This window comes from Methylorubrum populi, from assembly GCF_002355515.1.
In the GTDB taxonomy this organism is placed as follows: domain Bacteria; phylum Pseudomonadota; class Alphaproteobacteria; order Rhizobiales; family Beijerinckiaceae; genus Methylobacterium; species Methylobacterium populi_A.
The window spans coordinates 4,381,437-4,393,886 of sequence record NZ_AP014809.1 but is presented as its reverse complement, the minus strand read 5'-3'; the positions used below and the strand labels follow the sequence as shown (position 1 = coordinate 4,393,886).

Sequence of the window (12,450 nt, the reverse complement as noted above, 5' to 3'; positions counted from 1 at the left end):
TGACAGACTTCAAGAGCAACGAGACCACTCAGAAATGACGACCTTCCTCGCCTATGCGGGCGCGGCCCTCGCCGAAATCGTTGGATGCTTCGCGTTCTGGGCCTGGCTGCGCCTGGACAGATCACCCCTCTGGTTGCTCCCCGGCATGGCATCGCTTGCGCTCTTCGCCTACCTGCTTACCTTAGTCGAGAGCGAGGCGGCAGGCAGGGCTTATGCGGCCTACGGAGGCATCTACATCGTGGCGGCCATCCTCTGGCTATGGGGTGCGGAAGGCTACCGTCCGGACCGATGGGACGTTACGGGCGGTGCGATCTGCCTCGTCGGCATGACGGTGATCCTGTTCGGCCCACGCTCCTGAGGCCCTCGCGGCGATGTGCGCGGCTTACCCAGGATAGTGCCGAATCTTGTTCTTCAACAAGGGCCGGCTCACGCTCGTGGCAGCCTGCAGTCGCATGCTCAACAGCACGCCTGCGGAGGACCATGCCTCAACCGATCCGCCCAAGCACGGGGAAGGCCTCCACGAGGAGGGAAGCCACGGCGCTCATGCGGTCGGTCACCATCAGCAGCCCCATCGCCACCATCACGCCCCCGCCGACGAGCTGAAGCGCACGACCGAACCAGCGTAGGGTCCGAAGGCGCGCGACGAAGCCTGACAGGAAAAGGGCCGCCGCCACGAACGGCACGCCAAGCCCGAGCGAGTAGACGGTGAGCAGGACGACGCCCTTGCCCGAGGCCGAGGAGGCCGTGACTGCCAGGATGGCACCGAGGACGGGACCGATGCACGGGGTCCATCCGAAGGCGAAGGCCGTTCCGAGGAGATAGGCGGCGACGGGCCCCCGACCCGGCGGATCGCCGTGCCAGCGCAGCTCACGCTGCAGCCAGGCGGGCCGCAGCAGACCGGCCGTGAACAGGCCGAACAGGATCACCAGCAAGCCCGAGGCGAGGTTCAGCGCCTCGCGATGGGCGAGCAGGGCGAAGCCGAGCGCGCTCGCCCCCGCGCCGAACGCGACGAAGACGGTCGTGAACCCGAGCACGAAGCAAAGGCTCAGGCCGAGCGTGCGAAGGCTGTCGCGCTCGCCGGCGGCCGACTGCCCGGCGACGTAAGACACGTAGCCCGGAACGAGAGGCAGCACGCAGGGCGATAGGAACGATACGGCGCCGGCCGCGAAGGCCGCGAGGAAGCCCACGCTTGAGGCGTCGATGGCCATCGGTTCAGCCCCGGCGGAGTAATGGACGCAGGATCGTCACTCCTGATCGGCCCCGGCCGCGGCGAAGATCCTGAGAAGGCGTTGGCGCTCCGCCTCGGTCCCGCCGGGCCCCGTCGGCTTGAGCGCCGCCGCGCCCCGGACCGGATCGCGCTTGCCGGCGAGAGCAACCGGGCCCGCGGCCGGCAAAGCGACCTCACGCGGCCCTGCGGCCAGAGCCTCGGGGCGGCTCACCTGGCCGAGACCGCCTCCGGCCGCGACCATGGTCTCTCGGAACGACCGGTGCTGGCCGCCGTCCTCGTACACCAGCCGGACGGCGGGCGTCCCGCTCGCCACGAGGGCGGCGACCTGCCGCTCGTCATCCGCCTGCTTCCGCGCGACCGCGCCAGCCGTGGCCTCGTCGCCGGCATCGAACACGTATCGGCCATCGGCGACGCCGACGCCCGGCTCGGCCCTCGTGACCTCGAACCGGTCGGACCCCTCCTTGAGGTTCCTCCAGAACGCGATATTCGGGTCCTGCCGGTGCCGGGCCATGTTTTCCGGCGTCATACGGAACGGGTAGGACTGGAACTGGACGGCGCGCTGGCCGCCCGCGAAGGCCTCCCGCACCACGGCATAGAGTTCCGAGATCGCCTCGTCCGTCATCGCGAAGCAGCCCCGCGACGAGCACGAGCCGTGCACCATCAGGTGCGCACCGGTGTGTCCCAGGGAGCGGTCGTACTCGTTCGGGTACCCGAGATTGAACGAGAGGTAGAGGCTCGAATTCGGGTTCATGGACGCGGGCGTCACCGCGTAGAAGCCCTCCGGCGCCTGCCGGTCTCCCTCCCGGGTCTTGGGCCCCAGCTGACCCGACCAGCGGCACATCGGGTAGGTCTTCAGGAGGGCGTAGTTGCCGTCCGCGCCGCGCTTCCAGAGCTCGATCTCGGACTCCTTCTTGTAGGCCCGCATCAGGATCGGGTCCGCCGGCGAGACACCCTTGGCCGACATCAGGGCCAGGGTCGCCGGCGGGATTGGCGCGAGGTGGCGCGTCGAGGCCGCGTACTGGCCGTCCTGGCAGGCGGACAGCGCCAGGAGGAGGGCCAGACCGAGCGTTGTCGTCTTCAGCATGTCGGCCTCGCCGAGGTCGGCCTCCGAGCCTGGGCTCGAAGGGTTGATGACAGGTTGCCGTGGCTGCGGTTCGGCGGAATCGGGCCCCTCAAGGGATTGGCTCCCCGGCGCTGCGATGCCTCCGCCGCAGAGGAAGTCCGTCGAGGAGCAGCATCACCACACCTGCCGAGATCCAGACGTCCGCCAGGTTGAAGGTGAACCAGCGGATGCCGCCGGTATGCAGGTCGAGGTAGTCCGTGACGACGCCGTCCATGAGCCGGTCGACGAAGTTGCCGGCGGCCCCGCCCGCTATCGCGGCGAGCCCGAGGCGTTCGAGCCCGCCGCCCGCGGCCAGAGCCCAGCCGGCCACAAGGCATGTGAGCGTGCCCTGGATGGCGAGGAGCAGCGCCAGGGAGGACTGGTCGTGCGCCGGGAACAGGCTGAAGCTGATGCCGTGATTGAACGACAGGCTTAGGTCGACGAAGGGCAGTGCGCCCTTGACGGCGCCCTCCTCCAGCCACGCCTCGGCTACCGCCTTCGCGACGAGGTCTATGGCCGCGGCGGCCCCCGCCACCCCGGCCACGGTCGCCGCCCGGCCGGCCCACCCTGACAGGGAGAACATCAGGCCCTCAGGAGACGGAGCGCGTTGGCCGTCACCAGGACGGTCGCGCCGGTGTCGGCCAGGATGGCCGGCCAGAGGCCGGTGATGCCTGCGATGGTCGTCACCAGGAACACGGCCTTCAGACCGAGGGCGATCGCGACGTTCTGGCGGATATTGCCCAGGGTCGCCCGAGAGAGGGAGACCAGCGCGGCCACGTCGCCCACCCGGTCGTTCAGCACCGCCGCGTCCGCCGTTTCCAGGGCCGCGTCGGTGCCGCCGCCCATCGCGATGCCGACGCTGGCGGCGGCGAGCGCCGGCGCGTCGTTGATGCCGTCGCCGACCATTGCCACCGGAGCCGCCGCCTTCAGGGCCGCGATCTCGGCGAGCTTGTCCTGAGGCAGGAGCTCGGCCTTCACGTCGAGCCCGAGTTCGGACGCGACCGCCTGGCCCGTGCGCCGGTTGTCGCCGGTCAGCATCACACTGCGGACGCCGAGCCTCCGCAGGGCCGAGATGCCGGCCGCTGCGTCGGCGCGGGGCTCGTCCCGGACCGCGATGGCGCCCAAGGCCTCGGCGCCGCGGACGACGATGACCACCGTCTTGCCGCCGGCTTCCAGGTCCGCGACCGCGCGCTCGGCCTCGGGGCCGAGCCGCGCGCTCTCGGCGGCGTGGCGTGGGGAGGCGACGAGCACCGTCTGACCCATCACCGTGGCCGACACCGCCTTGCCGGGGATGGCGCGGGCGTCCCGCGTCGGGCGCAGCGGCACCCCGTCCGCGCTCGCCCGGTCGAGGATGGCCCGGGCGATGGGGTGGCTGCTTCCGCTCTCGACCGCGGCGGCCAACCCGAGAAGCGAGCGCTCCGACGCGTCTGGGGCGAAGACCAGGATGTCCGAGACCCGCGGCCGTCCGGCGGTCAGCGTCCCGGTCTTGTCGAACGCGACCGTACGCACCCGCCCGATGACCTCCAGTGCGGCGCCGCCCTTCACGAGCAGCCCGCGTCGCGCACCGGCGGCCAGTCCGGAGGCGATGGCCGCCGGGGTCGAGAGCACCAGCGCGCAGGGGCAGGCAATGAGGAGGAGCGCCAGGCCCCGGTAGATCCAGGTGCCCCAGTCGGCGCCGAGCAGCGGCGGCACGACCGCGACCGCGGCCGCGAACGCGAACGCGATGGGCGTGTAGACCGCGCTGAACCGGTCGATGAAGCGCGCCGTGGGCGACTTCGACGCTTGCGCCTCCTCGACGAGGTGCAGGATGCGGGCGACCGTGTTGTCGGCCGCCGTCTTTGTGACCCGGACCTGGAGCGCACCGTCGGCGTTGACGCTGCCGGCGTAGACCGGGTCGCCGACCTCCTTGGGCTTCGGGACCGACTCGCCGGTGATGGGGGACTCGTCGAGGCTCGACGCGCCGTCGGTGATCACACCGTCGGCGGGCACGCGGTCGCCCGGCCGCACGACCACGACCTGACCGATGGCCAGCGACGCGGCGGCCACCTCGCGGATGGTGCCATCAGCCTCGTCGACGAGGCGGGCGGTCTTCGGCACCAGAGCGGCGAGCGCCTTGATGCCAGCCCGCGCCCGGCCCGCCGCCACGACCTCCAGCATCTCGCCGACCGTGAAGAGCAGCACGACGATGGCGGCCTCCTCGGCGGCGTGGATGGCGAGCGCCCCCGCGGTCGCGACCGACATCAGCATCTCGATGGAGAAGGGCGTGCCGGCGAACGTCGCCACGGCCGCGCGGCGGCCGTAATAGGCGAGGCCGACGAGCGCCCCTGGCCAGTAGGCGTACTCGCCCGCCACCCCCGGCGCGATCTGCTCGACCAGGAAGCCGGCGGCGAACAGGGCGCCGATCAGGATGCCCAGCAGCGCCTTCCGGGTCCGCCAGAGCGGCGGCTCGGGCTCCTCCGCAGTCTCGGCGGGCGGGGCGCCGCCCGAGGCTTGGGCCATGGCTAGGTCCGAGGCCGTGGGGAGCGGCGCGACGCCGTAGCCCAGGCGCTCGATCCGCCCCTCCAATTCGGTCCTCGGCGTCGCAGCCTCATCGAGCGCGAGGTCGAGGACTTGGCTGCCGTAGTTCACGCGCACGTCCGCGACGCCCGGCAGTCGGGAGACGGCGGTCTCGATCTTCCCGGCGCAGGTCGGGCAGTCCATGCCCTTGACCCTGTAGCGCAGAGCCTGCGGTCCGTTCGTGGGGAAGGATGTGCGGTCCGCGCCGGCGGCCTGGTTCATGGTGCGCTCCGTTCGCCGGGCTCCTGGTCCGGACTGGGAAGGCCCCCTACATGCACCCTGTAGTCACTACAGGGTCAAGGCCGTGCGGACCGCCTCTTCCATGACCATCGGCAGCCTCGCGGAGGCCACGCAGACCCGTGTCGAGACGGTCCGGTGGTACGAGAAGGTCGGGTTGCTGCCCCCGCCGGCGCGGTCGAGCGGTAACTACCGGCTCTACGGGCCCGAGCACCTGCGCCGGCTGAGCTTCATCCGCCGCGGTCGCGCCCTGGGGTTCACCGTGGAGCAGATCCGGGACCTGCTCGCCCTGGCGGACGACCGTGAGCGCTCCTGCGGCGAGGTCGACACCATCGCCCGCGCCCATCTCGCCGACGTGGAGCGCAAGCTGGCCGACCTGACCCGGCTCGCCTCGGAACTCCGCGAAGTCATCGGCCAGTGCGGCTGCGGGTCGGTCGCCGACTGCCGCATCATCGAGGCCCTGTCGCCGTCGGGTGAGCCTGCGTGAGCGACCTGGGCCCGGAGGTCAGCGAGCGACGTAGGGCGTCATCAGCACCCGGCTCTCGAACAACCCCTTGGCCGCGAACCCGCAGCACGCGACGGCGAGGAGACCCACCGTAATCGCGACGAAGGCTCGGCGTGCGGCGGCCCGGACATGCGGCCTGACGCGACGGCGGCGACCCGCGTTCCTCTGGCCCCAGGAATGGCGTTCCACGCGAACCGCCCCGTTCCACCCGACGAGCACCGCGGGCTTGTCACCGCGACCTTACGAGGCCCGGGGATACCATGCCGGCGGCCAAAGCCGGAAGGGCCGGCGCGGTCAACTCGCGAGAGACAAAAAGACAGTACCACGCGAGGCGAACTCAGAATAGAACAGCCTCGGAAACCAAGAAGCCCACAGGTTGGAACCTGTGGGCTTCACACGGGCCGGAGCCCATGGGTTGCTGACGGCGCACCGTTCAGCGTTGACGGATCGGATATGAGTGCATGGAGCTGGATAGTCAAGCGGGAAAATCCAGGATCCGGGCTGCACTCTACATCGACGGCTTCAATTTGTATCATTCCGTCAATGATTTAGGAGAGCCCTTTCTGAAGTGGTGCAACTTCTGGAAGCTGGGGGAGTCGATCATCCCGCGCCAGTCGGAAAAGCTCGTTCGCGTCGTGTTCTGCACGGCCTATTACCCGGGCGATCACAGCAAGAAAATCCGCCACGAGCGCTTGGTCCGCGCCCTCAAACTGGTCGGCGTCGAGACCGTCCTCGGCCACTTCAGCCATGAAGACGCCAAGTGCCGGGACTGTGGCTCCACTTGGCAGAAGCCGACCGAGAAGGCGACGGACATCAACCTTGCGCTTAGCGTCTATGACGACGCAGTACAGGACGTCATGGATACTGCATATCTCCTGACCGCCGATACGGACCAGGCGGCGACAGCCAAGCTGTTCGCCAAGCGCTTTCCCGGCAAGAAGCTCGTCAGCGTCAGCCCCCCGGGCCGGACCCACTCGCAGCACATCCTGTCGCACACCCCGCACAAGATCGCGCTTAACCGGGAGCATATCGAGAGGGCGCTGTTCCCGGGGCTCGTCACCGCGGAGGGGCAGGCCTCCGTCATGCGCCCGCACGAGTACGACCCGCCGGCCGGCTACGTGATGTGGGACCAGCGTCCGAAGCCCGCGCCCAAGTCGGGGGCGAAGGCGGCCGCGCCGGCGGCGGCGATGCCCGAGCGCTGAATCCGCCGTGGCCTCAGGTTAGTTCCCCGCCGCGGTACCGCGCGAACGTCGACCGACCGTCCTTCCCAAACAGGACGACGTCGTAGGTATCAGGCTGCATGTCCTCGACCTCCATGCCGGGCGAACCGACCGGCATGCCTGGCACGGCCAGACCCATTCCCTCGGGTCGCTCCGCGAGGAGCCGCTTGATCGCCCCGGCCGGGACGTGCCCCTCGATCACGTAGCCGCCGACCTGGGCGGTGTGGCAGGAGGCAAGCTCGCGAGGCACCCCCAGGCGGATCTTGAGCGGGTTCACCGGGCCCTCGGTCACGGTGACGGTGAAGCCGGCCTCGCGCAGGTGGGTGACCCATCTCTCGCAGCAGCCGCAGCTCGGGTCCTTGGTCACCGCGACCATCGGCGGCCCCTCCGCCAAGGCGCCCCGTCCAAGCATCAGCCCCACCGCCAAACCCACGAGCACGGTACGTCTGGATGGCATCGCATCGCTCCTCATCGTCATCTCCCGTTCGCTCTCACTCGGCCGCCTGCGGCAGCCGCATCGCCTCACCATCCGTCCCCTCGCGGACCGCGCCGGCCGGGGGCAGGCCCCGCCCCTTCACCAGGGCGTAGACCGCCGGGATGACCACCAGGGTCAGCACGGTTGAGGAGACCATCCCGCCGATCATCGGCACCGCGATGCGCTGCATGACCTCGGAGCCTGAACCGGTACTCCAGAGGATGGGCAGCAGGCCCGCCATGATGGCGACGACCGTCATCATCTTGGGCCGGACCCGCTCGACCGCGCCGACCATGATGGCCCGGCGCAGGTCCGGGCGCGCGAGCGGGCGTCCCTCGCGCTCGCACTGGGCGCGGACCTCGTCGAGGGCGTGGTCGAGGTAGACCAGCATGATCACCCCGGTCTCGGCAGCGACGCCGGCCAGGGCGATGAAGCCGACCGCCACAGCGACCGACAGGTTGAAGCCCATCCACCAGAGCAGCCACACCCCGCCGACCAGGGCAAAAGGCAGCGACAGCATCACGATGAGTGTCTCGGTCAGGCGCCGGAAGTTCAGGTAGAGCAGCAGGAACACGATCAGCAGCGTCAGCGGCACCACGACCGCGAGGCGCGCCTCCGCACGCTCCAGGTACTCGTACTGTCCGCTCCACTGCAGGGTCGTGCCCTGGGGAAGCCGCACCGCGTCTGCCACCGCGTTGCGCGCCTCGGCGACGTAGCCGCCGAGGTCTCGCCCGGCGATGTCGACGAAGAGGTAGACCGCGAGCTGCCCGTTCTCGGTGCGGATCGAGGTCGGCCCTCGGGTGAGCTCGACCTTCGCCACCTCACCGAGCGGCACCGTGCCGCCGGTCGGCAGCGGCACCTGGACCTCTGTCGCGATGGCCCTTGGGTCCGAGCGGAAGGCGCGCGGGTAGCGCACATTGACGGTGTAGCGCTCGCGGCCCTCGACCGTGTTCGTCACGGACTGCCCACCCAGGGCCGTCGCGACGACGTCCTGAACGTCTCCGACCATCAGCCCGTAGCGCCCGAGCGCCTCGCGGTCCGGGGCGATGTCGAGGAAATAGCCGCCGATGACCCGCTCGGCATAGGCGCTCGACGTCCCCGGCACAGCCCGGACGACGGCCTCGACCTGGCGGGCGACCCCTTCCATCTCCTTCAGGTCGGTGCCGAGCACCTTCACGCCGACCGGCGTGCGGATGCCGGTCGAGAGCATGTCGATGCGGGCGCGGATCGGCTGCGTCCATGCGTTCGACACGCCCGGGAACTGCAGGGCTTGGTCCATCTCGGCCCTTAGGCTGGCGAGGGTCACGCCGGGGCGCCACTCCGCCTTCGGCTTCAGGGTGATGACCGTCTCGAACATCTCCATCGGCGCCGGGTCGGTCGCCGTGTTGGCGCGTCCCGCCTTGCCGTAGACCGAGGCGACCTCCGGAAAATTTCGGAGGATGCGGTCCTGGGTCGAAAGGAGCTCGCCGGCCTTGGTCACCGAGATGCCCGGCAGGGTCGTCGGCATGTAGAGCAGCGTGCCTTCGTCGAGCTCCGGCATGAACTCGGATCCGAGTTGCCGGGTCGGCCAAGCGGTCGCGGCCAGTACGCCGACGGCGAGCAGGATGGTGAGGAGTCGGGCTCGCAGAACGCCGGCGATGAGAGGCCGGTACAGCCAGATCAGGAGCCGGTTCAGCGGGTTGCGGTGCTCCGGGACGATGCGCCCGCGCACGAACAGCACCATCAGGGCTGGCACCAGCGTGACCGAGAGGAGCGCCGCCGCCGCCATGGCGAAGGTCTTGGTGAAGGCGAGCGGCCCGAACAGCCGTCCCTCCTGGCTCTCCAGGGTGAAGATCGGCAGGAAGCTCACCGTGATGACGAGGAGCGAGAAGAACAGGGACGGCCCGACCTCCGCAGCGGCCTCGACGAGGACCTCGACCCGCGGCTTGCCCGGGGGCGCCCGCTCCAGGTGCTTGTGGGCGTTCTCGATCATCACGATGGCGGCGTCGACCATGGCGCCGACCGCGATGGCGATGCCGCCCAGGCTCATGATGTTGGCGCCGATTCCGAGCGCCCTCATGCCGGCGAAGGCCATCAGGATACCGACCGGCAGCATCAGGATGGCCACGAGCGCGCTGCGCACGTGCAGCAGGAACACGATGCAGACGAGAGAGACGACGATGCTCTCCTCGACCAGCGTGTCGCGCAGGGTGTCGATCGCCGCGTCGATGAGCTGCGAGCGGTCGTAGACCGGCAGGATCTCGGTGCCGGCCGGCAGGCTTTTCGCGACCTCTGCGAGCTTCGCCTTCACCCCCTCGATGACGTTGAGTGCGTTGGCGTCGAAGCGCTGCAGGACGATGCCGCCGGCGACCTCGCCCTCGCCGTTCATCTCGGTGATGCCGCGGCGCTCGTCCGGCCCGAGCTCGACCCGGGCGACGTCCCGGAGCCGCAGCGGCGTGCCGCCCACGGTCTTGAGCACGATGTTCTCGATATCGGCGACGCTCTTCAGGTAACCGCGCCCGCGCACCATGAACTCGAACTCGGACAGCTCGACCGTGCGCCCGCCGACGTCGGCGTTGCTCGACCGGATCGCGTCCCGGAGCTTGGACAGGGGGATGCCCTGCGCGCGCAGGCGGTTCGGGTCCACGACCACGTTGTACTGCTTGACGAAGCCGCCGACGCCCGCGACCTCGGCCACGCCCTCGGCGCGCGAGGCGCCGAACCGGATCACCCAATCCTGCAGCGACCGAAGCTCGGCGAGCGTCCGTTCCTTGGCGACGACCACGTACTGGTAGACCCAGCCCACCCCCGTCGCGTCGGGCCCGAGGGTCGGCGTCACGCCGGTGGGCAACCGGCTCGCGGCCCCGTTGAGGAACTCCAGCACGCGCGACCGCGCCCAGTAGGGGTCGGTGCCGTCCTCGAAGATCACGTAGACGAAGGACACACCAAAGAACGAGAAGCCGCGCACGACCTTCGCCTTCGGCACCGTCAGCATCGCGGTCGAGAGGGGAAACGTCACGACGTCTTCGACGGTCGTCGGACTTTGACCTGGATACTCGGTGTAGACGATGGCCTGGACGTCCGAGAGGTCGGGGATGGCGTCGAGCGGCAGGGTCCGCAGCGCCAGGACGCCGGTCGCGACCGCGAACACAGTGCCGATCAGCACCAGCACGAGGTTGCGGGCCGACCAGCCGATGAGGCGCGCGATCATGGCGTGCCCCCAGTGCCGGCCGCCTGGCGGTCGTCCTTCGGTGCGGTCTGGGACTGGAGCGCCGCCTTCAGGTTGCTCTCGGCGTCGATCAGGAAATTCGCCGCCGTGACCACCCGGTCGCCGGGCGTCACGCCCTCTCGGATCTCGACGTAGCCCCGGCCGCGCAGGCCGACCTTCACCGCCCTGGGCTCGAAGCGCCCCTCGCCCCGGTCGAGCAGCACGACCTGGCGCTCGCCGGTGTCGATGACGGCGTCGTCGGGCACCGCGGTCACCGGCTTGGCGTCGCCGGTCGCGATCTCGACGTCGGCGTACATGGAGGGGCGCAGTGCGCCGTCGGGGTTGGGCAGCTCGATGCGCAGCCGGGCGGTGCGGGTCTCCGCCATCAGGTGCGGGTAGATCCGCGTCACCGTCCCAGCGAAGGTCCGGTCGGGGAAGGCTCGGACCCGCACCGTCGCCTTCTGACCCTCCGCCACCCCGGCGAGGTCGCGCTCCGGCACGTCGGCCAGCACCCAGACGCGGGTGTGGTCGGCGATGCGGAAAAGGACGTCGCCGGACTTGGCCTTCACCCCGTCCGAGACGTTGCGCTCGACCACGACGCCGTCCCGGGGCGCGGACCACGTGATGGAGGGCGGCACCTTATGGGTCCGCTCGATCTCGTCGATGACCTCCGGCGGGATGGCGAGGTTCTCCAGACGCCGACGGCCGCCCTCGTAGCCGATGGAGGTCAGGTACTGGGCCGCGACCGCGTTGATCTCGGGCGCGAACAGGCGCAGCAGCGGCTGGCCCTTGCGGACATGGTCGCCCGTGGTGACCGGCTCGACCTTCTCGATGAAGGCGTCCGTGCGCATGGCGATGACGGAGACGCGGCGCTCGTCCTCCTCGACGCTGCCCGGCGCCCGCACCAGAACCGACAGGACGCGGCGCTCCGCGAGCTCGGTCCGCACGCCCGTGCGCTGGACCTTGCCCGGCGACACCTTCACGACGCCGCCCTCGTCCTCGCCCGCATAGACGGGGATGTAGTCCATCCCCATCGAGTCCTTCTTCGGCACCGGCGAGGTGTCGGCCAAGCCCATCGGGTTCCGGTAATAGAGGACGCGCCGGTCGCCGCCGGGCTTGGCCGCGTCGCCCGGCTCCGTCCCGTGCCCGGCCATGCCCGCGGGCATGGGCTCGCCGTCCCCGTCGTCGAAGCGCACGTCCTCGCTGGCGCGGACGGCCCGGAACTCCCGGCCGTCCGCCGTCACCATCGGCGACGCCGAGTAGGCGGGCTTCCCGTCCGGGTCCCGGTAGTAGACCACCGGTCCGGACGCGGGCTTGGACGGAGCCGGCGCCTGCGCGGCGGGCAGCAAGCGGGCGACGCCGTGCCGGGCCCGCTCGACCAGCGCCGGCACGGGACCGTCCTGCTGTCCGGCCCAGTAGCCGAGGCCCCCCGCCGCGAGCGCGGCGAGGGTGCCGGCGAACCATGCCTGGCGGGTCATCTCGCGGCCTGAAGGACCAGCCTGTCCTCGACCGTGCCGGTCTCGCCTTGGATCTTGGCGGCCAGCGACAGGCGCCAGCGGCCCTGCATCGAGAGCTTGGCCTTGAAGCGGTAGACGCCGGGCTCGGTCGAGGGGACCTGCTCCACCTTGGTGGCCATCTCCTCCATGGCGTCGGGGGCCATGTCGAGGCGCTTGGCGAAGACCACGGCGTCGGTCACCGGCTTGCCGTTCCGCTGGTCGACGAGCCGGACGGCGATGACGGCCTCGCCGACCTTCGCCTCCTGCTGCAGGAGTTCGAAGCGGTAATCCTTGATGTCTGCCAAGGCGGGCGGGGCGAACGTCGACACCGACAGTGCGGCGCCGAGCAGCGCGGCCGGCACGGCGCGCGCGAAGGGGTTCTTGGTCACGGATCTCATCTCCTGAACACGATGGATGGCGACGCGCGGATGCGTGTCACCGTGC

The 12,450-nt window shown here is 70.4% G+C and carries 11 protein-coding genes; 3 read left to right on the top strand and 8 right to left on the bottom strand.

The window, feature by feature from the left end; translation table 11 throughout:
* Positions 1-34 precede the first annotated feature (34 nt).
* Positions 35-358 (top strand): YnfA family protein, encoded by a 324-nt coding sequence (locus MPPM_RS20385; RefSeq protein WP_096486610.1) that lies wholly within the window; start codon positions 35-37, stop codon positions 356-358.
* Positions 359-485: 127 nt separating this feature from the next.
* Here the strand turns inward: MPPM_RS20385 and MPPM_RS20380 are convergent, their stop codons facing one another.
* From MPPM_RS20380 to MPPM_RS20365, 4 genes are all read right to left on the bottom strand, one after another.
* Positions 486-1,208 (bottom strand): cytochrome c biogenesis CcdA family protein, encoded by a 723-nt coding sequence (locus tag MPPM_RS20380; protein ID WP_096486609.1) that lies wholly within the window; start codon positions 1,206-1,208, stop codon positions 486-488.
* Between the two features lie 36 nt (positions 1,209-1,244).
* A complete protein-coding gene (locus MPPM_RS20375; protein ID WP_096486608.1) occupies positions 1,245-2,312 on the bottom strand; it encodes a L,D-transpeptidase family protein in 1,068 nt (355 codons plus the stop codon).
* 88 nt (positions 2,313-2,400) lie between these two features.
* Positions 2,401-2,913 (bottom strand): signal peptidase II, encoded by a 513-nt coding sequence (gene lspA, locus MPPM_RS20370; protein WP_093564617.1) that lies wholly within the window; start codon positions 2,911-2,913, stop codon positions 2,401-2,403.
* A complete protein-coding gene (locus MPPM_RS20365; protein ID WP_096486607.1) occupies positions 2,913-5,108 on the bottom strand; it encodes a heavy metal translocating P-type ATPase in 2,196 nt (731 codons plus the stop codon). The genes lspA and MPPM_RS20365 overlap by 1 nt, the downstream gene beginning before the upstream one ends.
* Positions 5,109-5,208: 100 nt before the next feature.
* Here MPPM_RS20365 and MPPM_RS20360 point away from each other — a divergent pair, with 100 nt between their 5' ends.
* Positions 5,209-5,610, top strand: coding sequence for a MerR family transcriptional regulator (locus tag MPPM_RS20360; RefSeq protein WP_093564613.1), 402 nt, complete (start codon positions 5,209-5,211; stop codon positions 5,608-5,610).
* Between the two features lie 479 nt (positions 5,611-6,089).
* Entirely contained in the window at positions 6,090-6,830 is a 741-nt protein-coding gene (locus MPPM_RS20350) for an NYN domain-containing protein (protein ID WP_096486605.1), read from the top strand.
* Between the two features lie 13 nt (positions 6,831-6,843).
* Here the strand turns inward: MPPM_RS20350 and MPPM_RS20345 are convergent, their stop codons facing one another.
* From MPPM_RS20345 to MPPM_RS20330, 4 genes are read right to left on the bottom strand one after another with little or no spacing between them, the layout of a single operon-like run.
* Positions 6,844-7,320: a DUF411 domain-containing protein gene (locus tag MPPM_RS20345; RefSeq protein WP_026105495.1), complete on the bottom strand. Its 477-nt coding sequence runs from the start codon at positions 7,318-7,320 to the stop codon at positions 6,844-6,846.
* Between the two features lie 19 nt (positions 7,321-7,339).
* Complete coding sequence (locus MPPM_RS20340) at positions 7,340-10,513, bottom strand: efflux RND transporter permease subunit (protein ID WP_096486604.1); 3,174 nt, start codon at positions 10,511-10,513, stop codon at positions 7,340-7,342.
* Positions 10,510-11,988, bottom strand: a complete 1,479-nt coding sequence (locus MPPM_RS20335) for an efflux RND transporter periplasmic adaptor subunit (protein WP_096486603.1) — start codon at positions 11,986-11,988, stop codon at positions 10,510-10,512. Before MPPM_RS20335 ends, MPPM_RS20340 begins: the two co-directional genes overlap by 4 nt.
* Positions 11,985-12,395, bottom strand: coding sequence for a FixH family protein (locus tag MPPM_RS20330; protein WP_096486602.1), 411 nt, complete (start codon positions 12,393-12,395; stop codon positions 11,985-11,987). The genes MPPM_RS20335 and MPPM_RS20330 overlap by 4 nt, the downstream gene beginning before the upstream one ends.
* Positions 12,396-12,450: the final 55 nt, after the last annotated feature.